Raw genomic sequence first — 24888 nt, 5'->3', positions numbered from 1 at the left:
GGCTATATTTTTAATATGATGACCGACAAATATAACCTACTCTTATGATCGATTGGAAAAAAATTGATACTGTCTTACTGGACATGGACGGCACGTTGTTGGATTTGAATTTCGATAATCATTTCTGGCTGGAATTCGTGCCGTTGAAATTCGCCGAAAAAACCGGCATCTCGGTTGAAACGGCCAAATATCAATTGGAACCCCGCTTCAAAAGCATGGAAGGCAAGTTGGAATGGTATTGCCTGGATTATTGGAGCGAAGTCTTGGAGTTGGATATTGCCGGCCTTAAAGCCGAAATAGCAGGATTGATCGCCGTCCTGCCGCATGTCACCGAATTTCTCGAAAAAGTCAGACAATCATCGAAAAATCTTTTTTTGGTGACCAACGCGCACAGAAGCAGTTTGGACCTGAAAATGGAAAAAACCTGTTTGCAGCCGTTTTTCGACGCTATTATCTGCTCGCATGATTTCGGCTTTCCGAAGGAACAGCCGGGATTTTGGCGTTTACTGGAAAACCATCAATCGTTCGACAAGCAACGCACGCTATTGGTCGATGACAGCCTGGCGGTCTTGAATTCGGCCAGGCAATACGGCATCAATTATTTGATATCGGTCAGTAAACCGGACAGCACTCGTTCGAAAAGACTGATAGACGAGTTTCCTGCTATTGAGGATTTTCGGGAACTGATGCAGGGCTTGTAACGGCTTGAGCAGACTTATCTCGCGGCACCGGCTTTTTTCTCGGCTTTTCCGGGTACTTACTTTGACTATTACGTGCGGGCCTCTCCGGCCGAGGCTTGCGCTCAGGCTTGACCACTTCAGCCAGCAAATCGGCCGTTATCGATTGAATCGGAACTTTTTGACCGATATAAGTTTCGATGTCCGGCATCGAATAGGCGTATTCTTCGCAAATAAAACTGATCGCTTCGCCGCTGGCGCCGAAACGCGCGGTTCTGCCGATTCGGTGTACGTAATCCTCGACTTCCTGAGGTAAATCATAGTTGATCACATGCGACACGTCGGCGATATGCAACCCGCGCGCCGCGACATCGGTCGCGATCATGAGCCTAATTTTGTTTTCCTGGAAATCAGTCAATAACCGCTGACGTTTTTCCTGAGGGACATCGCCGCTCAAAACAGCGGTGACGAAGCCATTGGCATTCAGATAGTCGTTAAGTCGTTCGGCACAACGTTTGGTGTTGACGAAAATAATGCTGCGTTGCGGCGCATATTTTTTCAATACGCCCAATAATAGCGGTATTTTCTGTTCGTTGGACGGACAAAACGCACTTTGCCGAATGGCCTTGGAGGTGACTTCTTCCGTTTCGATTTTGATAAGTACCGGCTGATTCATATGCTCGTAAGCCAGTTCGGTCACTTTGTAGGATAAAGTTGCCGAAAACAGCATATTCAATCGCTTATCGGCCGGCGGCATCCTTCTTAACAAGAATCGAATATCCTTAATGAACCCTAGATCGAACATCCGGTCGGCTTCATCGAGCACCATTACCTGCACGTTATCCAGCGTGAAAGTCCCTTGCCGATAAAAGTCGATAATACGGCCCGGTGTGCCGATGATAATATCGACATTGGACTTGATGGTATCCATTTGTTTTTTATAGTCGGTCCCACCGTATATAAGCGCAAACTTAAGGTTCAAATATTTGCCCAGCTGCAAGGCATCTTTGTGAATCTGAATGGCAAGCTCCCGGGTAGGTGCTAATATAACCGCCCTGGGGTTTTTGATCTTTTCACTTTCGTCGTTGATTAAGCGCTGAAAGGTAGCCAGTAAAAAGGTTGCTGTTTTGCCGGTTCCGGTTTGAGCTTGCCCTGCGATATCCTTGTCTCTTAATGACAAAGGCAACGAACGATCCTGTATTGGAGTACAATGCGTAAAGCCGGCCTCGGTCAGTCCGTGCAATATCGAATCGGATAACTCCAAATTGCTGAATCGGGTTTGAGTAAGATGCGTTGTATTCATAGTCCTATAGCATAACTTAAAAAAGATGAAAGTGATTGACAAAATAACGCCGGCACTCCTATAGTCACAATTTTAGCAATTTTGGAGAATAGCGTGAGTGAGTCAGTCCTTCATGTAACTGATGGTGAATTTAACGAAACCGTACTGAAAGCAGGCGGTCCTGTGCTAGTTGACTATTGGGCTGAATGGTGCGGACCTTGTCGGATGATCGCACCGGTTCTGGATGAAATCGCCAAGGAATATGCCGGTCGACTAGCTGTCGTCAAACTCAATATCGATGAAAACCCACAAACGCCACAGCATTACGGCGTGCGCGGCATACCGACACTAATGCTGTTTAAAGACGGCGAAGTCGAGGCAACTAAAGTTGGCGCCTTGACTAAATCGCAATTGGCCGATTTCATCGATAACAATATTTAATATTCCAGCGAACTCGGGGTTGTCGTAAATTATTTGGACGGCCCCGACTATTTTGATATATAATCGCGCTGCTTTTTTCGGCATCTTCCTTACCCGTCTGTGGGTAAAATCCAAAAATTTTACCATCCCTTTGTTTTTACGGCCGTTCGCCGTGCTTTTCATTCCTTCGAGTTCCCGTTAATCTATGAATCTAACCGAGTTAAAACTAAAACAAGTCAGCGAACTTATTGATATTGCGGAGTCATTGGGACTCGAAAATGTCGCCAGAACACGCAAACAAGACCTTATCTTCGCAATTTTAAAAAAACAAGCCAAAAGCGGCGAGGATATATACGGCGATGGCGTATTGGAAATTTTACAAGACGGTTTCGGTTTTCTTCGCACACCCGGTTGCTCTTATCTAGCAGGCCCCGACGATATTTACGTTTCACCCAGCCAAATAAGACGCTTTAACCTACGCACCGGCGACACGGTCAGCGGCAAAATTCGCCCGCCGAAGGAATCGGAACGTTACTTCGCGATGCTCAAAGTTCAAAACATTAACTTCGAAGCGCCCGAAAATACCAAAAACAAGATTCTCTTTACCAACCTCACCCCCCTGTTTCCGAACGTACGCTTCACCTTAGAAAAAGGTAATGGCACCAGCGAGGACTTGACGGGCCGCATTATCGATCTGATCGCACCGATCGGCAAGGGACAACGCGGCTTGATCGTTTCGCCGCCGAAAGCCGGTAAAACGATGATCATGCAAAGCTTGGCCCATTCCATCGCCGAAAAAAATCCCGAATGTTATCTGATCGTCTTATTGATCGACGAACGCCCTGAAGAGGTGACCGAAATGGAACGTTGCGTACGCGGCGAGGTTATTTCCAGCACCTTCGACGAACCCGCAACACGACATGTGCAAGTAGCCGACATGGTAATCGAAAAAGCGCGAAGACTGGTCGAGCATAAACACGATGTAGTCATTCTGTTAGATTCGATCACTCGATTAGCACGCGCATTCAATACTGTTGTGCCTTCTTCCGGCAAGGTATTAACCGGCGGTGTCGACGCGAATGCCTTGGAAAAGCCCAAACGCTTCTTTGGCGCCGCAAGAAATATCGAGGAAGGAGGGAGTCTCACGATCATTGCAACCGCATTGATCGATACCGGCTCGAGAATGGACGATGTGATTTACGAGGAATTCAAAGGCACCGGCAACATGGAATTGCACCTAGACCGCAAATTGGCCGAAAAACGAATTTATCCGGCGATCAATATCAATCGCTCCGGAACACGCCGCGAAGAATACCTGGTCGACTCCGAAGAGCTGCAAAAGACTTGGATATTGCGGAAAATCCTACAACCGATGGATGAAATGGCGGCTTCCGAGTTCTTATTAGGCAAGCTCAAGGACTTCAAGACTAATTCCGAATTTTTCGATTCGATGAAGCGTTAATTTTTCGAACAATAGCACACAAATAACACGCTTATGACGGATCGCGGTACCGCTTGATGGATTAGCTCCTATTTAACCCCTCATTAGCAAGTCGAACAGGCCCTTTCTTTTATCAAGCGACGAAACTCCATAGTTTAGAAGTGCGGTCGAAATCCGATTAAGTTGAAAATAAGTTATGACGGCAAAACGCATTGCGATCATTCAAGGACATCCCGATCCGGACGAGCAACGATTTTGCCGAGCCCTTGCTAACGCCTATGCCGACGGAGCCCGTTCTAAAGGGCATCAAATCAAAACGATCGACATTGCCCGAATCGAATTTCCGATTCTCCGTACACAACATGAATTCGAACAAGGGGCCATAAGCGATTCGATTCAACAAGCCCAGGACATCATTCAATGGGCAGAGCATCTCGTTATCATCTACCCATTATGGCTCGGCAGCATGCCCGCCTATCTAAAAGCATTTCTCGAACAAGTTTTCAGACCCGGATTCGCTGCTGTCAAGTCTGCAGAAGGCAAGCCATGGAAAAAATGCCTCTCAGGAAGAAGCGCGCGAATAGTCGTGACCATGGGCATGCCGGCTTTCGTATACCGCTTCATTTATTTGGCTCATAGCTTGAAAAGCCTGGAGAGAAATATACTGGGTTTCTGCGGTATCGGTCCAGCCAAAGACACACTGATTGGCATGGTAGAAGCCATCGGTCACGATAAAAGGCGGAAGTGGCTGCGCCGACTCGAAAAGCTGGGACAGGAAGGTCGATAAAGTCGGAATCCGTTTAATCTCGCCGATTTAACGGACTTAGGAACGAGCATGAAATAACTTAGACAACTGTTGGAAGGGGGTTTGGTGGCTCGATTGACAGGTGTCGGCGGCAGGGCAGATTTTTGCTCCTGCAAAATCTGCATTCATGCCATCCATGGCAATCAGATTCCGCCGTCAAGCCTACACGGACGTATTCACGGCTTCTTCTGGAAGAGATGCCTGATATTGGCTGTTTCCTAAACCGAACTCAGGTTTGGCAAAATGTGATGCAGCCCTTTTGGCTTCAGCTTTGCGAGACACCAACGAACTGCAACACATATACGCTGTCGATTTATTTTGTTGGAGGCACGTATCCTTCGGGCATTTCAGCCCCACCGCCGAATAAAAATTTATTCCGTTCTTCCTCAAGAAATTTTTTAGCTTTAGGATCGAAACTGGCCAAACGATGCTCATTGATCAGCATGGTTTGTAAACTAAGCCAATCCTGCCAAGCTTGTTTTGAAATCGTATCGAATATTTGCTGTCCTTTAGGGCCCGGAAACGGAGGCGCATCAAGGCCTTCGGCGTCGATACCTAATTTTGCACAACGAATGATTCTAGTCATAGTCAGTCCTTATAAATTTGTTGCAACAGCCGCTTAATCGGCGCAGCCAAAGCAAGTGAAGAAAATTGCTCAGGTTTATACCAGAGCATACGGTTTGCTTCCATCACAAAATGATTAGGGTTATTGGTATGGAAGTGCAGCGGCGTAAAATCTAAATGATAATGCGAAAAGGTATGACGCACTTTAGGTTGGGTGTATTCATTAATGATGTCTATATGACGAGCCATACACCACGAGCGTGCCGATTCTATCGTATCGAATTCCGGGAGGCTCCATAAGCCTCCCCAGATTCCGGTACCCGGTCTTTGTTCCAGCAAAATACTGTTCTCGTTTGTGGTCAAGCATAAAAAATAAACCTGCTTGACCGGTTGCTTACGCGCCGGTTTCGGAGCTGGTATCGACGCCGTTTTATTTTCAATATGAGCCCTGCAAGCCGAAACGAGCGGACAAACAGCACAATTAGGCTTTCCCCGGGTACAAATCGTGGCGCCTAGATCCATCATCGCCTGAGTATAGTCTTCGACACAATGGACCGGCGTATACAACGCGCTCAGCTTCCAGAGCGTCTTACTGGCTTCTGTCGAGCCGGGCCATTCGCTAATGCCGGCGAAGCGGGTCAGCACTCTTTTGACATTGCCATCCAGTATCGGATGGCTTTTCTTGAAAGCGATGCTCAATATCGCGCCGGCGGTCGAACGGCCTATTCCGGGCAAATCGAGCAGTTCGTCCAAGCTATCAGGAAACGAATCGCGCTCCGCAATGATTTGCGCGCATTTGTGCAAGTTGCGTCCCCGAGCATAATAACCAAGGCCTGCCCAATACTGCAAAACCGTATCGACCGAAGCCTCTGCGAGAGATTGAATATCGGGAAAGCGAGCGATGAATGCATTGAAATAAGGAATTACGGTTGCCACTTGCGTTTGCTGCAACATGACTTCGGAAACCCAAACTTTGTAAGGTGACGCAGGGTTCTGCCAGGGCAAGTCATGGCGTCCGTGCTTGTCGAACCACGCCAACAGCCGGTCTTGAAATTCGCTCGGAGTCATTGGAATCAGGAAATAGTAAAACCGCGAAGTATAACCTAACGTTCATGAAGGCCTGGCAATTACCCCGGATGATGAAAGTTCTTGGGGAGTTGAGGATGCGGTCACTCGCCCGACAGGACGCCGTGAATACATCCATGTAGGCTCGACGGCGGCTGTCCCTGCCGCCGACGCCTGTCGGGCGAGCAACCGCACCCTCTTCGGACCGGCATTTTCGTTGCTGAGCTTTTGCATATCGAAAAAATTAGATAAAGAGTCTATATCTACGAACTTTCACAGTACCGATATACCTTTCGCACTTCAAATTTCGGCATTAGCCTATGGAGGTGCCGGGGTGTTCGGCAAAGGCTTTGATAGCATGGATGCTATCATAGAGCCTACGCGGACGTATTTACGGCGTCCTTTGACGAGCACCCCGGCACCGAAATTTGACAAGCAAAGGAGTATACTAACGATTTTTTATCCCCCGGTAAAAAGCATCCTGCTCGGTCACCGGAAAGATCGCCATTGAACCGAAACCCTCGTATTTAAGGCAGGTTATGCCAACAACTTGAAAAAACTTTTCGGTGCCCCGCAAATAGGGCAAACCCAGTCGTCGGAAATATCTTCCCAGCGCGTACCGGGCGCAATGCCGCTGTCCGGATCGCCTTTTGCTTCGTCGTAAATGTGTTCGCATTCCATACAATGGTATTTTCTATATTCGGACATCGTGGTTGTCTCCTTTAGCAATGGTTGGGGTTCAATAACCCTATTGATTATGATTTAAACGTATTGGAAAGTTTATATTCGGTCACCCTTCCCTTATTCCAAAGAGTAAGACCCGGCTAGCAGATCACTGCCATTAAGTTATTATGCCATCACAGAAATAAGTAATGCTTGCATTAAGGCTCTACTGTGTCTCAAAAGCTTGCCATCCATGGCACTGAATTCCGCTAATCCATGGCGGAATGACGGGTTTGCCTTAGCTTAATGGCAGTGTTCTAGCAGGTAGTTAAACACCCAATTCCATTAAGTTAAGCCGTTCGTGGTGAGCCTGTCGAACCATGGACGGCTTAACTTATCGACCCGGGCTTCTCTATTCACCCTTCGACAAAGCTTTCCTGAGCACAGCCGAAGGGCTCTAGGCGAACGGAAAAGCCATTAACTTAACGGTAGCGAGTAAATACCGGAGAACTTAGCAATGGCTCTCAATAAGCTTGTTTCGAGTATTTGGATCGTCTTGATCCGGTATCAAAAAAACTTTTTCAATATATCAGAAACGCCGGGGCCAACTTTTTTGTCGAGCTTGTCCAGTAACTTGTCTTTTTTGCGCTCGAGCTTTTCCAGTTGCTGGTCTTTGAGCATCGACGCAATATCGAGTTTATATTCCGGCTCTTTGAAATTACCGGTGATGTTGATGACGATTGGCAATTCCTTGATCTTGTCGGCCGTGCTTTCGGCTACTTTACTTCGGACTAGTTTTGCATTGATCCGGTAATCGATCCGTTCGGATTTCAAATCAGCGGTACCTTTTCCGGTGGCTTCGATCTTGGAAGCCGTAGCGATAAGATCGTTATTGCTAATAACCCCATTGACGACTCGGGCGCTACCCTTAATTTCGGAAAAAGCGGTTTGATCTTTCGGATTGTCGCGGAGTACCTGCGTGCCTTTTAGCAGTGATTTTGCATCGTCGATCATTTGTTGCAAATTAAATCCTCTAATGATGCTGTCCTTGAATAAAAAATCGACTTGGCCGTTCAATGTGGATTTAAGCGCTTTGCTATCATTGCCGCTAGCCTGGAGCCTAGTCGATGCGGTCATTGCACCGGCAATCTTTGCACTGCCGGCATAATCGTTCAATAAAGGTTCGATTTGTATACCGATGAATTTTTCGTTGAGCCTCCATTGCGGCAATTCGCCGGTCACATCTAGATTCATCGTGCCTTCATAAGAGCCCCGATACAAAGTTTTTACGGCTTGTTCGGTGTTGACTTTGCCGTCTTTGGCAGTCAATTTGAGATCGACACCGTGCAGTAAAAGATTGCTGATCGTGAGCCTGCCGATCGATAACAAGCCATTGATATTCAAACCTCTTAAGGTTTCAACCTGAATCATCGAAGCGCCCGCGGCGACTGCGGCGGCAGGTCCTGCAATCGGTTGCGCTGTCTTATCCGATTCGTCTTCAGGCGCTAGATAACGATCGACATTCAAGGTATCGACGTTTAAGTTGAATGATATTGCCGGATCGCCGAAATTATCGACGCGGCCATTACCTTTAATCGCGCTATCGTCGAGTTGAATGCTGATACTTTGTAAATCCGCCGATTCGGATGCAACCTGTAATTTGAAATCGGCGCTTAATGACGTCAATGCCTGAGCATCACGCATAACAGGAGGGTCGATGCCGGCCTGCTTTAACCATGCCGATGGATTAAAGCGGGCAATGCTCACAGGCCCCTCGAAAACGGGTGCGTCAATCACCTGCTTTCCGCTGAGCGATGCAAGCACATGCAAATCCCCTGATTCGACATCGAGCTTGGTCAATTCGAGCAATTGCGCGGTCAAATTCAGATCGGCTTGAGCCATCACTTTTGCCGACATCGATCCGCCGGGAATGTCTTTTCCTCGAATCTCGGCGGATAAATCAAATCGGGTCGCATTAAAGCGATCGAAATTTTCGTTGAGCAGTAATTCGGCGGAGAGCTGGTAAAAGCCGGTTAATTCCTGTTCAGGCTGCTCTAAAATAAAGCTAAGCTTTAAATCGATGGGCTTATCGAAAGCCAAATCGTCTGAAATCAGATTCAACTCCTTAATTGAAAAGCGCGTATCGTTTTGCCTGTCGTGCCAATTCAATCGGGCGTTTTCAAGATTTATGCCTGCAATCGCTAGACTGGCAACCGTCTTAAGCGCTTCAACATCGGTATCGGTATCGACAGTATTGGTATCTTCCCACTCGGTTGATGTCGCAGCGGTATGCGCCTCGGGTTGGGCTTGCTTGAAATCGTCCCAATTACTGATTCCGGTCTCGTTTTTTTCTAAATTTAAAATCAAGCCTTTCAGGACGACACGGTCTACTTCGAACTTTTTAGACAATAAAGGCAGTAATTTGGCTCTAATTTGCGCGTTTTCGATTTCAGCGAACGGAATTTTTTGAAAACCTTCGGCATTGCTTAAGGCCAGTTTTTCGGCAGTGACGCCAATCCATGGAAAGATCGATAATTCGATATCGCCCGAGATAGTCAAATCGCGACCGGTTTTGTCTTTAACCGCCGAAGCAATTTGCGGCTTGAAATCATTGGGACTGAACAATAACGGCAAAGCCACTGCTGCAATGACAATGAGCAAAATAATAGCCGCAAAAACCGATAAAAATATTTTCAGGGTTTTTAGCACTGCCAGTCTCCTTTCTGAATAAAGATGTGATTAGCGGTTAAATTTGAATTATCATGTGTGATCATTCATTACGTTAAGCGTTACTGCGGCTTAAATCAATCGAAATATTGCGCAAGGCCACCGGATACCTATGCTCCGAAGAGTTAACGAAATCAAATCGTAGTAGATCGATTGCATAATTAAAAAAATACACCGTGACCTCATGAAGCACTCAAAAGTGCTTTCATTAAGGCACACGACTTAATAAAAAAGAATAGGGAGGGTAACTCAATGTTGTTTGCTCAAATTGCCGGAATCGTTATGCTGGTATGGTTTTATCAAACTGCGAAAAAATTAGGTGAAAACCCAATGAACTGGGCGATAACCGGTTTGGTTGGTTACTGGTTGACTTGGTGGATCGTCAAATTATCGATCAAAAGTCTAAATTTAGATGCGCTTGCAGGAAATTCGGGTATCTTGAAGTTCGTGATCATTTTAACCCCTGCATTACTTGCGATACTTGCCACACTGTTCATCCGAAAGAAATATCTGATCGATGCGGCCGAATCGAAACAAGACAACCAGTAAATTGCTTATTGCCTAATTACCCTGACTCCGTACCGATAACCCTAAAAAAGCATTTGAGTGCCTCAAAAACTACCGTTCGTTCTGAGCCCTTCGGCTTACGCTCAGGAGAGCCGAAGGGCTCAACACGAACGGTCTACAACACATGCCAACTGCTCTTTTTAGGACAACAAATAAAAAAGGCGCATTGCCAAACGGCAATGCGCCTTTTTAAGCCTATCGAATCATTCGATTAGAGCTTGTCGGCATTTTTCTCCAGATACTCGGCAACGCCTTCAGGGCTTGCGTTCATACCCGAATCGCCTTTGTTCCAACCTGCAGGGCAAACCTCGCCATTTTCCTCGAAGAATTGCAGGGCGTCGACCATACGAATCAATTCGTCCATGTTACGGCCCAGAGGCAGATCGTTAACGACTTGATGACGAACCACGCCTTCCTTGTCGATCAAGAAAGTTCCGCGATAAGCGACGGCCGGCGCAGCGGCTTCGACATCGTAATCTTTACAGATACCGTGTGAAATATCGGCCGCCATTGTGTAACGGACCGGGCCAATACCGCCTTTGTTAACCGGCGTATTACGCCATGCATTGTGCGTAAAGTGAGAGTCGATCGAAACGGCAATTACTTCGACGCCACGACTTTTGAACTCGTCAATGCGATGATCGAGAGCGATCAATTCGCTAGGGCAAACAAAGGTAAAGTCCAGCGGGTAAAAGAAGACTACCGCATATTTGCCTTTTGTTGCTTCGGAAAAATTAAAAGCATCGACTATTTCGCCATTGCCCAGTACTGCAGGAACGGTAAAGTCGGGGGCTTGTTTACCTACTAATACGCTCATCGAATGTCTCCAAGTGTTTAAAAATAGAAGGTTATGAGTTGAGGACAACCACCAATCGGTGGCATAGTCGCATTCTACATCAAAATACTAGGGAATTGTCACAATTCCCTAACTTTTAACTTGCTTTTATTTTGGGAATGAGGATAATTTGTAAGCATAGGCTTACACCGGTAAGCTTTCATAATTTTGTAATATTTTTCTGCTTCACGCGGAATAACCTCGATGTATTAGCGGCAAATATTCTCTGTTCAACAAATGGTGAAAACCGTTAGTAGGTTCAAATGCTATGGTAAAACATAAACAAATCACAGAGCCCGATGTATTCGGGTATCAGGTCCGAATCGTTCGGCGAGGTAAAGAAACCAGTCGTTATTTTTCTCATAAGCTTTGGGGAAACAAAAATAAATCCTTAAAAGCCGCTATCGCTTGGCGCGATCAAATGTTGGTGGCTTTGAAAGGGAGTAAGACGCGCTTTCTCAAGCCACCGAAAAATAAAACGACTACGGGACTGACCGGCGTTTCTAGAACGATCAAGTACGACCACCGCAAGGATAAGAGTTACTTATGCTACACGGTGTTTTGGGTCAAGGACGGCAAGTCCAGAAACAAAACCTTTCAGGTCGGCAATGTCGAAAAAGTCACTGCCGACGACGAATTGCACGCGTTTCGTACCGCGCGCTTATTCCGTAGTTGCTATGAATATGCGATAGACAATGACCTGGAATTCGACGATAGTCAATTTGCCGGCTGGAAAAAACGTCGATTGTACGACGACCCCAATCTCAGAGTTGTTTAAAAAACCGCATAGCAGAGCCTAGCCTTATTCGGCTCTGCTTACGAGCAATAGCGTATCTAAGGAACGAGCATGAAATAACTTAGACAACTGTTGGAAGGGGAGTCCGGGGGCTCGATTGACAGGTGTCGGCGGCAGGGATAGCCGCCGTCAAGCCTACAGGGACGTATTCACGGCGTCCTGTCAAGCGAGTCACCGAACCTCCGCAAAGCCTACTACTTGTAGAAGTTATTTTGTGCTCATTCCTAAGAAGTCTCGTTGGTTTTACTTAGATAACTGAGCCATTGCTCTGCGTTTTTTCTATTGTTAGGAAAGCTTTTCGCCTGGGCAAAAGATTGGCGGGCCTGTTCGGTGTTATTGCTTTCGTAATAACTCATCCCGAGAATCATATAAGCTTGGCCGGGTTGTTTCAACCCGCCTTTTGCCAATGCCTTATTCATCGCGGCAATGGCTGCGTTCCAGTTTTCTTGCTCATAATAGATTTGCCCGAGTTGTTGATAAAGACTGCCTTTGTCATCGAGCTTAGAGGCGGCTTCCAAGGCTTGAACGGCTTTATTCAATTCCCGTGCCTGCTTCCAGGCGTTAGCCAGTAATTCCCAATTTTTTACCGTATTCGCAACTTTTTTCGCATCGAGTTCGGACCGCAATACGGAAGCGGCTTTATACGGCAACCCGGCATACAGAAATAAATTAACCAGATCTAAAATTTCCTGTTCCGAATTCACTAGGCCTTTTTTGTATGCCAGATGCTTGACCGTGGCCGCCTGCGTGTATTGATTCAATTGTTGATAAACCGAAACTAACTGGGTCCAATACTCGTTTTTGGTCGGATTGGCAGCCATCAGCTTGCGCAATAACGGTATCGCCGATTGATAGTCTTTCAATTCATAAAACAACGCGAGCTGTAGCTGATACCATGAATCTTCAGGCTTGGCAGTCGACTGAATGGCCTTGGAAATATGCGGCAAGGCATTACGATATTGTTTCAACTGAGTATAGGCATTCGCCAACAACACATGAGTTTGCGCATCCGGCACCGGATTTTTTGCCAACCATGGCTTCAGAGTCTCAATCGCCTTGGCATATTGCTCGGCAGCCAAATATAGCTGCCCCAGGTTTAAAAGCGCATCTTGCTGTTGTTTGTCAGGCAGGGTATTTAATGCAACGGCTTTTGACAGCCATTCGGTAGCCTTAGCATATTGCTCCTTGAGTGCATAAACCGAAGCCAGGCTACGCAACACGACGGCTTGATCCAAGCCTCCGGCTTTGACTTCGCCGACCATCGCCAACAATTGCTGTTCGGCCTTGCCGTAAGCCTTATCGGCAATAAGCCGGTCCGTAGACTGAATTTTTTGATACAGCGCAGGAGAAATCGTCGCTTGCTTGGCATCGGCCGCGGCAGCAACCGGCGCATTCAATAATGAAACAAGCAGTAAGCTGAGTAAGTGCGTTCGCTTCATTTGGACAGTTTAAACTCCAAGGTTTGTTGAGCCCTTTGTTCGTAAGCCTTGCCGTCGACCACTTTCGCTTTGAATTTCCATCGCTTGACGGCGGCAAGCGCTTCGCGGTTAAAAATATCGCTTGGATGAGACTCGACCACAACCGCATCGCTGACTTCGCCGGTTTTCGTAATCGTAAATTCCACCTTGACCCAACCTTCGATGCGCCGGCTCGCCGCACGCATCGGATAACGCGGCGGAATGCGTACCAATGGCGTCACGTCGGTCGTAATCGTGCCGGTACCGACCGCTGCACTCGGCGCGGAAGGCGAGGGCGCTGCCGCACCCACTGTCAAACCTTCCAAAGCCGAACCGCCGAAACGAGCGCTCGGTAACGGCACGCTCAGATTCGGAATCGCCAAATTCGGCTGAGCGGCAGCCATCGGTTGTGTGTGCTGCGTTTGCATCGGCGGTGGCGGCGGACGTTTTTCCGGCGGAGGCGGCGGCTTGACGGTCTTTTTTTCCTGGACCTGAGGTTTGGTTTCTCGTTTCAAGCGCACGAACTCGACCATTTGCAGGTTGTCGGTTTTCTCAAAACCGCTCCCTCTATTCATCACCATCGCTTGCATCAGCCAAAACAAAGCCAGCGTAACGCCCAGCCCGGCCAATAATGAAATCGCGAGGCGCTTCACTTCGATTCCGTTTCCGTCGCGATCGCCGCATTGGTGATACCGGCCAAACGGATTTGATCCATAACTTGCACAAGAACGTGGGTCTTGGTGTCGCGGTCGGCGGCAATGATAACCGAGCCGAGCGGATTTTCGGCCTGCAAGCGCGCGACATTGGCCCTGACCGCGCGGACATCGACCGCGCGTTTATCGATCCATATTTCGCCGTCGGCCTTGATCGACACGATAATATGAGCCTGTTCTTTTTTCTCGGCCGTTTGCGCGGTGGGTCGATTAACATCGATACCGGATTCCTTAACGAAAGACGTCGTCACAATGAAAAAAATCAGCATGATGAACACGATGTCGAGCATCGGCGTCATATCGATATCAGAAATTTGATCGGATGTCGAACGGCTAGTAGTACGTCGCATAAAAACAATCTCGTTATTGGAATTTCAATAAATCGGCTAAATGATGGGTTTCGTCGCTGACGCGTTCTTCTATCGTTTTACTGAAATAAAGACCGGCGATCGCAATCACCATTCCCGACATGGTCGGAATCGTCGCCAGCGAAATACCGGAAGCCATCGCCCGGGCATTGCCGGTACCGGTCACCGCCATCACATCGAAAACATGTATCATGCCGGTCACGGTACCTAAAAGCCCGAGTAGCGGACATAAGCCGATCAGCATTTTGATGATAGTCAACGACTTACCCATTGCGAGTTTGGCTTCGGAAATGATGAAGTTTCGAATATTATGCGCATCGTAAGAACTTTTATCGACACGGCTTTCCCATTGTTCCAGCCATACTTGCCGATCCTTCGGATAATTAAACCGAAAATACAACAAACGTTCGGCGATAAGACACCACAAGCCGACAGAAACGAACAAAATAACCTTCAAAACGATGCCGCCGCTATCGAGAAAATGGCCGATCGAATCGAAAATAGAGAAAAACCCGTTCATTACTTTCCGGCCCGGCGACTGATGATACCGGCACTTTGTTCATCGAGAACTTGAATCAGCGCACGGCTACGGTAAGCCAATAGACTATGCAAAAACAGTAAAGGAACGGCTGCGCACAAGCCCAGCATCGTCGTAACCAAGGCTTGCGAGATCCCGCTCGCCATCAATTTCGGATCGCCGGTACCGAATAGACTGATCGATTGGAAGGTCGCGATCATACCGGTAACGGTACCGAGCAGTCCCAACAGAGGTGCGACTGCGGCCAATAGTTTGATCATCGACAACCCTTTTTCTAAGACTGGTACCTCGCGGGTAATCGCTTCGTCGAGAATCAATTCCAGCGTTTCAGTGTTTTGCGTCTGATTTTGTTCGACCGCGGTAATGATGCGCCCGAGCGGATTGGCTTCGGAAACCTCGGTCGATGCAATTTGCTCGCTAACCCGCTTATGGGTTTGAGTCAACATCAACAGCCTATACAGTCCGTAAATCAGACCGAAGCCGCCCAGCAGCAAAATAATGTAGCCGATCCCACCGCCTTGTTGAATTCGTTCAATAGAATCGGGCGCTTGGATGAGCATGCTTAAAATCACCCCGCGCGTGGGATCGACGCCCAAATCGGCGGTTCCGGACGAAGCCGCGGCAAACTTTTCGGCAAGACTGTTATAAGCGCCGCCCGGTTGCCGCGCCAATTCGGCCAATTTACCGGTTTCGGATAAATAGCGGAGATACTGCCCGTCGGCAATCGCGTTGAAGGTGCCGATGCGCACCACTTCTGCCTGACGAGGTTCGCCCGAAGCCGTCAAAATATCGCTGTCGAATTTGACGACTTTGCCTGATTCGGTCATTTCTTGGAGCAGATAAAACCACAGCGACTCGAGCTCTTCCAAGGTCGGCAACGCCTTGCTTTGCGTCATCGCGGCCAATTTTCCGGCACGTTCCGGAAACTGTGCCGAAACGATCGAGCTTTCCAAATCGGCTTTCAAATCGCCGGCGGCTTGTTTCGCGACGCCGGTCAATTCGCGCAGAATACCGCTACGATTATCGAGTTCAACCTGCAAACGGTCGAGCGCCTGCTCGTTCGCTTCCATTTGATCTTTCAATTGTTTGCTCAAACGTTCTTGAGCCGCGAGTTCGTTTTTGGCCGACTGCAACAATTCCTGCTGCTTGGCATGATCGGCAATAAAACGGGCTTCGCGTTCGCGATTGATTTTGCCTTCGATACCTTGGGATTTTTGAATTTCCTTCAGCAATTGATCGAGCGAAAGTCGGTCGGCGATCGCATTGCCGGACAATAACAATCCGGTCAGTAGTAAAGTTATTACTCTCATTGGCTTGCCTCCGGCGCCGGCAGCGGTAACGTCAGTAAATCGGGCGCGGCTTCCTTACGGGCGATTCTTAGCCCGTCACGTATCGCGTTGCGATAGCTCGAAGATAAGGTTTCCCAAGATTGCGTCTCTTTATTCCAGAAGCCGGTTTCGCTACCGTCGAGACGTTGAAAATACAACGCGACACGGCCCAAGCGCAAAAAATCGACCGAACTGACAGACCCGTCCAATTCGAGATCGGCCCGATAGGCTTCGATGGTATTGCCGTATTCGTTTTCAACTTGAAACGCTTCGATGATACGGCGAAATTTTTCGGCAGGGGTCACGTCGGCGCGATTGACCATGTCTTTCAACTGATTCAAGCGCTCCTGACGCTCTTCGGGCAAAAACGGCACATCCAAGGCAATGAATTGCTCGAGACTGTCGAGCATACGCAGAATCAAAGGCACGATTTCGCGTTGCGTGTCCTCAATCTGATCGAGCTGCCGTTCGAGCGAGGCTTTCTCCTGTTGCTGAGAGGCGAGCAAATCTTTCAGATGTTTGTTGTAAGTCTGCAAGGTATCAGCATGGCGGCTTGCAGTCCTGTATTCCTCGAGCATTTTTTGAGTTTGATCGCTAAGCCGATCGATGTTTTTTTGCGAATCGACGGCTGCTTTATTGGTCGCCAGATCGGTGTCGATCGCTTGATTCAAAGGGTCCGAATAAGCGCCGGCGGACAAAAATAACACGGTAACGCCGGCCAGAGCCTTGGAAAATCGGCACGTTAAAAACATAAATTAAATCCAAGTAATGTTAAAACGAAAGTAACTTTATCACAGTTGTAAATGCAAACAAGAGTCATTTAGCTATTTCATGAAGAAAGTTACGGTTACTCTCTATCTTCCCGAAGAATCATTTAACTTTAGTTAGGCCTAAGCTCAAGCACCATAGTGCAATAGTATAAATAAAGAGAGGAATAAATTATTTGCTAATAACAATGATTCTCATTACTATTAAAACAAAGTTCATTCTAACAACGCTTTCCTTTTTTGGAAACCATCATAAAAAGCCGCATATGAATGTTTTAAAATTAAATCCATTATCGCTACCTATTGAATTGGTAATCAAACAAATACCGACATTGCTGTGTTCGCAAATAGCACAAAGCCGTTGGTTGCTTACAAAAATGTCGGCATTTCGTTTACGACACCAAAACTCCTCTTTAGCGTCGAACAACTTAACGCAAGAAACGCCGCAAGTCTGCGACAAGCCATGCACGATACGCATCGAGATCGATCCGGAAAAAATTCAGTTCCTTTTAGCAACTCGGCAACTATGTGCAGCTGATTTTCACTGCCTCGACCAAGCATCCCATCGTTGTATTCGCGAACTGTGTTTACAAACCTACCTGCGACCACTTGTTAATAGCAAAGTTTCCGGCATAGATACGCCAAAGCCTGATAGAAGCAATTAAAGACCACAACTCGTTTATGCAACTTTCGGCCAACAATGTCATATTCATAGAAGGAAAACAGGAAGTCCATAGACATTACCATGCGAAATTCAATACTGAAAAGTCTTAACATAGACCCCATCTAAATGCTTGTTTGCATTAAGCCTTAATTTTACAGACCCTGCTTTTCCTTCCCATTTATATCTCCCAAACGACTTATTTTTTAGCCTTTCTTTTTGTTCTGATTAGTCAAAAAGGGTATGGTGTGACCTATAGTCCATTCAGGCTACCTATGACCGACCTGTGAAAAAGCCTGCTGTTTTCTTGTTTAGGTAATAGCAATCTTTAGCGTAGTAAGCAATCCGGAAGCCCAAACAGGAGTATTGAAATATGGCCATACACTGGGAACAGCTGATTCAAAATGCCGTGGCATTTCGCCATACCCTGCATCAGAAACCTGAACTTAGCTGGCAGGAGCAAGAAACCGCGCAGCGAATTCGCAATGAACTTTCCCGTTTAGGCATCGCTTGGCAAGTCTGTGCCGACACCGGTACGGTGGCACGATTGGCACATAACAAAAACGGCCGCCATATCGCCTTACGGGCCGATATCGACGCACTTCCTATCCATGAAAGCAGTGGTATGGCTTGGTCCTCGCAAACGGCAGGATGCATGCACGCCTGCGGACATGACGGCCACACGGCCACGCTGATCGCGGCCGCACACTGGCTCAAAACTCACGAAGACAGCTTGCCGGGTCCGGTAAGTCTGTTGTTTCAACCGGCCGAAGAAGGCGGTCATGGCGCCAAACGCATGATCGAAGACGGCGCACTCGAAGGCGTCGACGTCATATACGGATGGCACAATTGGCCGGCGATACCGTTCGGTCAGGCAGTCTGTCCCGACGGGACGGTCATGGCGGGTAACGGCACCTTCGAAATCGTTGTTCAAGGCCAAGGCGGACATGCCAGTCAACCGGAAGCCTGTCGAGACCCTGTACTTGCGGCGGCAGCTATAGTCATTGCCCTGCAACAGACGCTATCGCGCCGGCTGCCGCCTCAGGAAGCCGCCGTGCTGAGTGTCACCTCGATCGAAGCCTCCAGCTCGCCTACCGTGATTCCCGACAAGGCCTTGATCGGCGGCAGCTTCCGCATCGCCCACGAATTGACACGCGACCGATTGACGCAATGCATTCAGGACATTTCAACGGCCACCGCCGCGGCTTATGAGGTCGATTGCCACGTTACGGTCTTTCCAAGATATGGAGCGACGATCAATCACCCCGAACCCGCGGCTTTTTATCGCCGGGCATTGCTGCAGGAATTAGGCAGCGACGGACTCAGCCAAAATACGCCGCTTCCAATCATGGCCTCTGAGGATTTCCATTATTACCTGAATGCGATTACGGGAGCTTTCGCTTTAATCGGCACCGATGACGGCATTGCAGCACATCAACGCTCCTGCCATAGCCCCGAATACGATTTCAATGACAAATTGATCGATCGAGTCGCTCGCATTTATGCCCGTTTGGCCGGTGCGCCCTTGCCGGATGAGATTAACTCGCTTCGCGCTCGAACCTAACTCAAGCAAAAGCGTTATCCGGCAACGATATCGCCGGATAAGCATTAACCGGGCGACTTGCCGCCCCGCCAACTATAAGGAGAGTAATCATGAAAGTCTTTGAACAATGGGAATCCGAAATTCGCGGCTATTGCCGCGTATATCCGACCGTTTTCAAATCGGCTTCCAATGCCCGTCAAGTGGATGAGTCAGGAAGATCCTATATCGACTTCTTCGCAGGCGCCGGTGTACTCAATTTCGGCCACAACAACCCGTTTATGAAAAAAGCCTTGATCGATTTTATCGAGGCGGATGGCGTAGCGCACAGTCTGGATACCTACACCACGGCGAAACGCGATTTTATCGAAGCCTTTGCCAATAGCGTGCTAAAACCGCGAAACATGAATTACAAAATGCAATTCATGGGACCGACCGGCACTAATGCGGTCGAAACCGCGCTGAAATTGGCGCGCAAGGTCACCGGACGCCGTACGATCATTGCATTCAATCACGGCTTTCACGGCATGACGTTGGGCTCGCTGGCCTGCACGGCAAACCAATATTTCCGTAATGCCGCTGGCGTACCCTTGGAATATGTCCGTCATGAACCCTTCGGCTGCGAAAAGCCCTGCATCGGTTGTCAATTAGGCTGCGGCTTGGAATCTCTTGAACAATTGCGCGCGCAATTCTCCGATTCGTCGAGCGGCCTGGAACCGCCGGCGGCGTTTTTAGTCGAACCGATTCAAGCCGAAGGCGGCATCAATGTGGCCAGTCGGGAATGGTTACACGCCGTGCAAAAACTGGCGCACGATCTGGGCGCGCTATTGATTTTTGACGACATCCAGGCCGGTTGCGGGCGCACCGGTCAATATTTCAGTTTTGACGGCATGGATTTGGAGCCGGACATTATCACGTTAGCCAAAGGCATCGGCGGCTTCGGCACGCCGCTGGCGATGAATTTAGTCAAGCCGGAACACGACCAGCATTGGCAACCCGGCGAACATACCGGCACGTTTCGAGGCCAAGGCTTCTCGTTCGTCGCCGGCAAAGTGGCGCTGTCCTATTTCAACGATGATGCATTGATGAACGATGTCAAGCTGAAAGGCGCTAAGATGCAGCAGCATCTCGAAGACTTGACGGAGCGCTTCGGGCAAGGGCGGTTTCAAGTGCGCGGCAAAGGTATGCTGCAAGGGTTGGACATCGCCGATGGCGCCTTGGCGAAAAACATCGTTAATCTTTGCTTCGAACGCGGGCTGCTTCTCAGCGCCTGCGGAACGGGCGGCAAAGTCATCAAAATGATTCCGCCGCTTACGATTCCGGAAGCCGATCTGCTCGAAGGTTTAACGATTTTCTCGGGCGTCTTAGCGGATGCTTTGGAGGCCTTATGATTGTACGCGACGACATGACATTTCCGTTCGCGGAATACCAACGCCGAATCGACGAACTGCGTGGGCGGATGCAAAAACGGCTGCTTGACGCTATCGTAATCAGCGATCCGGAAAACCTGATGTATCTAACCGACTATCAAACGACCGGATATTCGTTTTTTCAGGCCCTGGTCATCCCGCTCGACAACGAGCCGTTCATGATCACTCGAAAACTCGAAGAATCCAATGTTTATGCGCGGACTTGGGTGGAAATCACACGACCTTATCCCGATACCGGCGACGCGATTCAAATGCTCGTGGAATCGCTTCGAGAATTCGGTTTGAATGGCAAACATATCGGTTATGAACGCAATAGCTACTTCTTTCCGGCCTATCATCAAGACTCGATTCACACAACCTTCACCGACGGGCGCTTACTGGATTGCTTCGGCATCGTCGAACAAGGGCGCATCACCAAATCTCCGGTGGAAATCGAAATCATGCGCAAGGCCGCGCATGCGACCGAAGCCGGCATGAAAGCCGGGTTCGAGGCTTGCGTGGCCGGTGCGACCGAAAACGAAATCGGAGCCGCGATCAGTGCAGGCATGTTTCAAGCGGGCGGCGAGACTCCCGCAGTAATGCCTTATGTCACTAGTGGTCCACGTACGATGATCGGCCATGCTACTTGGGAAGGACGCGTCGTGCAGCCTGGCGAACATGTCTTTCTCGAAGTCGGCGGCTGCTACCGGCGCTACCATACCGCGATGATGCGCACCGTCGTTCTGGGCGATATGACGGATACATTCTATAAGGCTCAGGAAAAAATGAAATTGGCGCTGCAACGGCTGAAAGAAATCATGCGCCCCGGCCTGACGGTTTCGGACGCCGATAACCTGGTGCGCGCGATCATCACCGACAATGACATAGGCGGCAGCCTGATCACGCGTTCGGGCTATTCAATCGGCATCGCGTTTCCGCCGAGCTGGGACGAAGGTTACATCATCAGCTTAAAGCAAGGTATTTCGACGGTGCTGGAAGAAGGCATGACATTTCACATCATCCCGTGGATGTGGGGCGTCGAGGGCGATAAAACTATGGGCATATCGGACACGCTTTACGTGACCGAAAATGGCTGCGAATCCTTTTTCACGCTGGATAAGGATTTTGTGGTGAAACCCGAATACGGGGCTTAGGCAAGGAGGGTTACTCAATGGCTACCACGCTCCAGAAACTGTGAAAGTATTCAAGATTATGAATTAACCATGAAGAACATGAAGAATTAGATTGTTGACTTTATAGGCTTTTTCTTCATGTTCTTCATGGTGAATAAATTTTTTATGATGTATTCACTAACTTACGGCCTCAACAGCGTGGGAGCGATGAATAATGATATTCCTAATTTAGCTTATTCAACGGAGAACGAAACTAATGAGCATACAAGTTATTAATCCATCCAACGGCGAATCATTGGGCATAAGCCCGGAACTCGACGCCGCCGCTCGCGATGCTGCGCTCGATCGCGCGCAAACAGCCTATGCCGATTGGAAAAAACAATCCTTTGCGCAACGCGCGCAAGTGTTACGTAACATCGCTCAGCGTTTACGCGACGATGTAGAATCCTTGGCGCCACTGATGACTCTGGAAATGGGCAAACCGATCAAGGAGGCTCGTGCCGAAGTAATGAAGGCAGCGCTCTGCGCCGACCATTACGCCGAACATGGCGAGGCATACCTTGCCTCGGATACATTGGCATCGGACGCCAGTCTTAGCTATGTGCAATATCTGCCTTTGGGCGTTGTACTGGGAATTTTGCCGTGGAACGCACCCATTTGGCTGGCTTTTCGCTTTTGCGCCCCAGCGTTGATGGCCGGCAACACCTGTCTGATGAAGCACGACCCGCATGTTCCGGCCTGCGCCGAAGCAATAGCACGGATTTTTGAGCAAGCCGGCGCACCAACGGGACTATTGCAAAATCTGCCCTTGTCGAACGCCGATGTCGAAGCGGTTATTCGCGACCCGCGCGTGCAAGCCGTCTCGTTGACCGGTTCGGATAGAGCCGGCAGTTTTGTAGCCGCTATCGCCGGTGCTGAAATCAAACCAGTCGTCCTGGAATTAGGCGGTTCCGACCCCTGCATCGTACTGTCCGATGCCGATCTGGACAAAGCCGCCGATGTGATTACGCTGTCGCGCATCATCAATGCCGGCCAATCTTGTATCGCCGCCAAACGCATCATTGTCGAAGCCGGCATTCATGATGAACTCGTGACACGGCTTGAAGAACGTTTAAGTAAGCTGAAACTGGGCGACCCGAATGAGGAAAGCACAGACATCGGCCCCTTGGCGCGAGAAGACTTGCGACTAAACCTGCATCGTCAGGTTCAAGAAACGATTGCCGCCGGCGCACAATGCCGACTCGGCGGAAAAATACCGGACGGGCCGGGCTATTTTTATCCGGTCACCTTACTGACCGGTGTCACGAACGAAATGACCGCCGCGCGAGAAGAAACTTTCGGCCCGGTCGCCGTCGTTATCAAGGCTGAAGATCAAGACGAAGCAGTGCGCATAGCCAACGACAGTCGATATGGTCTAGCCGCCAGCATCTGGACGGAACGGTCGCGAGGCGAAGCGCTGGCTCGGCAATTGGAAACCGGTCAAGTCGCGGTCAACGGCATCGTCAAAACCGACCCCAGATTACCAAGCGGCGGCGTCAAGCGCTCAGGAGTCGGCCGCGAACTGGGGCCGCACGGCATGCACGAATTTGTCAACGCGCAGCAAGTTTGGCTGGGTTAAGATTCTTGGAGTTTGTCGTTCGTGCTTTTACAAATTCTGACCTGATTAGTGAGTTTCTTCAGCTAAAGCCGAAAGATCAGCATATCCCTAGCAGGACGGGGATCGCAAGCCATGCGCGTCAAGCTAAAAACGGCCAACCCACATCTCGCTCTTTCCCAAGCTCCAGCTCTCATCGTTATACATAAGTCAAAAATTACCCTTTTGCAATCTTAACCAATGAGACCTCGATACCATTTATTGTCACTTAACATTAGCGGATCACCTAACGCTAGACGAACCGCGTAGGGTACGCTGTGCGTACCATGGTAACCTCGCGATATTCATGTGCCGACCGAACCGTCAGGGCACGGCTTTGGTACGCGCAGCGTACAATTTATGTATAACGATGAGAGCTCCAGCTTGGGAAAGACACCCTGGAAGCTCCAGCTTCCTGAACAGGTTACCCAAGCTAGAGCTTGGGTAACAGCATATCGCGGATTTGGTAAATGGCAGCGTTCTCGCAACCGTACCAGCACTCAAACAAAGCGATGGGTTTCCGCTTCGCTACTACCCATCCTACGGCGCTAGGGTCCGCGATGAGTACCCTACGCCTGGCGTTACGTTCGTATCAAGGCCTTCCGCTAGCGTATCGGCAATAAGCCCAACTCGATTTTGTGGCTGTACATGTGCTCTTGCCGGCAACTGCTGCGTTCGTTTTGCAGACACGCGATTAAGGCACTCATCGGCTCGGACAGCGCACCGGCTCCGGAAAGGCGTTTCAGATAAGTCATCGACCTCGACTGAAGATAATAGCCATCGCTATTTCCTACTTCTTGTTTTTTCAACCAAGTTTGCCAAGATTCCGGCACCGGCCCGAGCCAGTAATTAGCATGCGGCATCGTCAATGCAATTTCCAAACCTTTCGGATCCATATCGCTGAATACGACGACGGTTTTGTTCGCACCGAAACGGTCGACAAAAGCGCGGCAGACATCGATTTTCGAACCGGTTTTCGGGTCGCCTCGATAAACCCAGAGAGCCCGCCGAACCGATTGCGGCATCTCGAATGCGTGACACAGCGACATGACAGGCAGGTTCTCGACCACCACAAGCACATCGTGCTCGACCGTTACGATGCCGGAACTCGGACAAAACACGCCAGCCGCCATGATCGAAGCAGGCTGCAGCGTGATTCGTCCACCGTTGATGCAGAGCGCGCCATCGGGACTGTTCAGCAGCAAATAATCTTCGCTGACCGGTTTCCCTGCCAGTTTTTCGTTCGCGTGATGTTTAGCGACTGTCAGCCTGTCGTCCGGCAGGCGTTCGCCCAAGGGATCGAAGCCGGTTTCCTCGCGAACCCGCCGGCGTAGTTCGAGCTTGTCCTGCGCGGTGAAGACCAGCCTGCCTTTATTCAAATGACCGCACCGATAACGTTCGATCACTTCGCGGACCAACGCACTGGCGTGACGAGTCGTGTTTCGGTCCGGCCCGCTTGCGACGAGTTCGCTGATCCAGTTGAACAGTTTCCGGTTCAT

Annotated in this window: 24 protein-coding genes; 11 read left to right on the top strand and 13 right to left on the bottom strand. The window is 49.2% G+C overall.

Annotated features, from left to right (window positions below; genetic code table 11):
* Positions 1–44: 44 nt before the first annotated feature.
* Positions 45–701: a GMP/IMP nucleotidase gene (gene yrfG / locus METBU_RS0115860; protein ID WP_017841565.1), complete on the top strand. Its 657-nt coding sequence runs from the start codon at positions 45–47 to the stop codon at positions 699–701.
* Here yrfG and METBU_RS0115855 read toward each other — a convergent pair.
* The gene (locus tag METBU_RS0115855; protein WP_017841564.1) at positions 664–1980 is read right to left on the bottom strand and encodes a DEAD/DEAH box helicase; all 1317 of its coding nucleotides are present in this window, start codon (positions 1978–1980) and stop codon (positions 664–666) included. The two genes, yrfG and METBU_RS0115855, sit on opposite strands and share 38 nt — an antisense overlap.
* Positions 1981–2073: 93 nt before the next feature.
* On the opposite strand from METBU_RS0115855, the gene trxA reads away from it, so the two are divergent.
* From trxA to METBU_RS0115840, 3 genes are all read left to right on the top strand, one after another.
* Positions 2074–2400 carry a thioredoxin TrxA gene (gene trxA / locus METBU_RS0115850; RefSeq protein WP_026130264.1) on the top strand — a complete coding sequence of 109 codons (327 nt, stop codon included), beginning with the start codon at positions 2074–2076 and terminating at the stop codon, positions 2398–2400.
* A gap of 184 nt (positions 2401–2584) precedes the next feature.
* Complete coding sequence (rho, locus tag METBU_RS0115845; RefSeq protein WP_014150367.1) at positions 2585–3841, top strand: transcription termination factor Rho; 1257 nt, start codon at positions 2585–2587, stop codon at positions 3839–3841.
* 175 nt (positions 3842–4016) lie between these two features.
* Positions 4017–4607, top strand: coding sequence for an NAD(P)H-dependent oxidoreductase (locus METBU_RS0115840; protein ID WP_017841562.1), 591 nt, complete (start codon positions 4017–4019; stop codon positions 4605–4607).
* 331 nt (positions 4608–4938) lie between these two features.
* On the opposite strand, the gene METBU_RS0115835 is transcribed toward METBU_RS0115840, so the two are convergent.
* The 4 genes from METBU_RS0115835 to METBU_RS0115820 all read right to left on the bottom strand — a co-directional run bounded on the left by METBU_RS0115835 (position 4939) and on the right by METBU_RS0115820 (position 9626).
* On the bottom strand, positions 4939–5211 hold the full coding sequence (locus tag METBU_RS0115835) for an oxidative damage protection protein (RefSeq protein ID WP_014150368.1): 273 nt from the start codon (positions 5209–5211) through the stop codon (positions 4939–4941).
* Positions 5212–5213: 2 nt separating this feature from the next.
* The gene (gene mutY / locus METBU_RS0115830; RefSeq protein ID WP_017841561.1) at positions 5214–6257 is read right to left on the bottom strand and encodes an A/G-specific adenine glycosylase; all 1044 of its coding nucleotides are present in this window, start codon (positions 6255–6257) and stop codon (positions 5214–5216) included.
* Between the two features lie 534 nt (positions 6258–6791).
* Positions 6792–6962, bottom strand: coding sequence for a rubredoxin (locus METBU_RS0115825; protein WP_014150370.1), 171 nt, complete (start codon positions 6960–6962; stop codon positions 6792–6794).
* Between the two features lie 522 nt (positions 6963–7484).
* Positions 7485–9626: an AsmA family protein gene (locus METBU_RS0115820; protein WP_017841560.1), complete on the bottom strand. Its 2142-nt coding sequence runs from the start codon at positions 9624–9626 to the stop codon at positions 7485–7487.
* Positions 9627–9896: 270 nt separating this feature from the next.
* Here METBU_RS0115820 and METBU_RS0115815 point away from each other — a divergent pair, with 270 nt between their 5' ends.
* Entirely contained in the window at positions 9897–10193 is a 297-nt protein-coding gene (locus METBU_RS0115815; RefSeq protein ID WP_017841559.1) for a hypothetical protein, read from the top strand.
* 229 nt (positions 10194–10422) lie between these two features.
* Here the strand turns inward: METBU_RS0115815 and METBU_RS0115810 are convergent, their stop codons facing one another.
* The gene (locus tag METBU_RS0115810; protein WP_017841558.1) at positions 10423–11028 is read right to left on the bottom strand and encodes a peroxiredoxin; all 606 of its coding nucleotides are present in this window, start codon (positions 11026–11028) and stop codon (positions 10423–10425) included.
* Positions 11029–11314: 286 nt separating this feature from the next.
* On the opposite strand from METBU_RS0115810, the gene METBU_RS0115805 reads away from it, so the two are divergent.
* The gene (locus METBU_RS0115805; RefSeq protein ID WP_017841557.1) at positions 11315–11824 is read left to right on the top strand and encodes a hypothetical protein; all 510 of its coding nucleotides are present in this window, start codon (positions 11315–11317) and stop codon (positions 11822–11824) included.
* 242 nt (positions 11825–12066) lie between these two features.
* On the opposite strand, the gene METBU_RS0115800 is transcribed toward METBU_RS0115805, so the two are convergent.
* From METBU_RS0115800 to METBU_RS0115775, 6 genes are read right to left on the bottom strand one after another with little or no spacing between them, the layout of a single operon-like run.
* Positions 12067–13281 (bottom strand): tetratricopeptide repeat protein, encoded by a 1215-nt coding sequence (locus METBU_RS0115800; RefSeq protein WP_017841556.1) that lies wholly within the window; start codon positions 13279–13281, stop codon positions 12067–12069.
* A complete protein-coding gene (locus METBU_RS0115795; protein ID WP_017841555.1) occupies positions 13278–13952 on the bottom strand; it encodes an energy transducer TonB in 675 nt (224 codons plus the stop codon). Before METBU_RS0115795 ends, METBU_RS0115800 begins: the two co-directional genes overlap by 4 nt.
* Positions 13949–14362: an ExbD/TolR family protein gene (locus METBU_RS0115790; RefSeq protein ID WP_017841554.1), complete on the bottom strand. Its 414-nt coding sequence runs from the start codon at positions 14360–14362 to the stop codon at positions 13949–13951. Before METBU_RS0115790 ends, METBU_RS0115795 begins: the two co-directional genes overlap by 4 nt.
* Before the next feature lie 13 nt (positions 14363–14375).
* Complete coding sequence (locus METBU_RS0115785; protein WP_017841553.1) at positions 14376–14900, bottom strand: MotA/TolQ/ExbB proton channel family protein; 525 nt, start codon at positions 14898–14900, stop codon at positions 14376–14378.
* Complete coding sequence (locus METBU_RS0115780; protein WP_017841552.1) at positions 14900–16228, bottom strand: MotA/TolQ/ExbB proton channel family protein; 1329 nt, start codon at positions 16226–16228, stop codon at positions 14900–14902. Before METBU_RS0115780 ends, METBU_RS0115785 begins: the two co-directional genes overlap by 1 nt.
* A complete protein-coding gene (locus tag METBU_RS0115775; RefSeq protein WP_017841551.1) occupies positions 16225–16998 on the bottom strand; it encodes a DUF3450 domain-containing protein in 774 nt (257 codons plus the stop codon). Before METBU_RS0115775 ends, METBU_RS0115780 begins: the two co-directional genes overlap by 4 nt.
* A gap of 203 nt (positions 16999–17201) precedes the next feature.
* On the opposite strand from METBU_RS0115775, the gene METBU_RS0115770 reads away from it, so the two are divergent.
* The 5 genes from METBU_RS0115770 (at position 17202) to METBU_RS0115750 (ending at position 23374) form a co-directional block, all read left to right on the top strand.
* Positions 17202–17678 (top strand): hypothetical protein, encoded by a 477-nt coding sequence (locus METBU_RS0115770; RefSeq protein WP_017841550.1) that lies wholly within the window; start codon positions 17202–17204, stop codon positions 17676–17678.
* 369 nt (positions 17679–18047) lie between these two features.
* On the top strand, positions 18048–19238 hold the full coding sequence (gene doeB2 / locus METBU_RS0115765; RefSeq protein WP_017841549.1) for a N(2)-acetyl-L-2,4-diaminobutanoate deacetylase DoeB2: 1191 nt from the start codon (positions 18048–18050) through the stop codon (positions 19236–19238).
* A gap of 89 nt (positions 19239–19327) precedes the next feature.
* Positions 19328–20605 carry an aspartate aminotransferase family protein gene (locus METBU_RS0115760; RefSeq protein WP_017841548.1) on the top strand — a complete coding sequence of 426 codons (1278 nt, stop codon included), beginning with the start codon at positions 19328–19330 and terminating at the stop codon, positions 20603–20605.
* A complete protein-coding gene (gene doeA / locus METBU_RS24385) occupies positions 20602–21777 on the top strand; it encodes an ectoine hydrolase (protein ID WP_017841547.1) in 1176 nt (391 codons plus the stop codon). The genes METBU_RS0115760 and doeA overlap by 4 nt, the downstream gene beginning before the upstream one ends.
* A 235-nt stretch (positions 21778–22012) precedes the next feature.
* The gene (locus tag METBU_RS0115750; protein ID WP_017841546.1) at positions 22013–23374 is read left to right on the top strand and encodes an NAD-dependent succinate-semialdehyde dehydrogenase; all 1362 of its coding nucleotides are present in this window, start codon (positions 22013–22015) and stop codon (positions 23372–23374) included.
* A gap of 620 nt (positions 23375–23994) precedes the next feature.
* Here METBU_RS0115750 and METBU_RS0115745 read toward each other — a convergent pair.
* Positions 23995–24888, bottom strand: coding sequence for a DUF7281 domain-containing protein (locus METBU_RS0115745; protein WP_017841545.1), 894 nt, complete (start codon positions 24886–24888; stop codon positions 23995–23997).

Origin of the sequence: Methylotuvimicrobium buryatense 5G, assembly GCF_000341735.1 — a bacterium.
In the GTDB taxonomy this organism is placed as follows: domain Bacteria; phylum Pseudomonadota; class Gammaproteobacteria; order Methylococcales; family Methylomonadaceae; genus Methylotuvimicrobium; species Methylotuvimicrobium buryatense.
The sequence above is the reverse complement of the archived record's forward strand: the minus strand, read 5'-3'. Positions and strand labels throughout refer to the sequence as shown.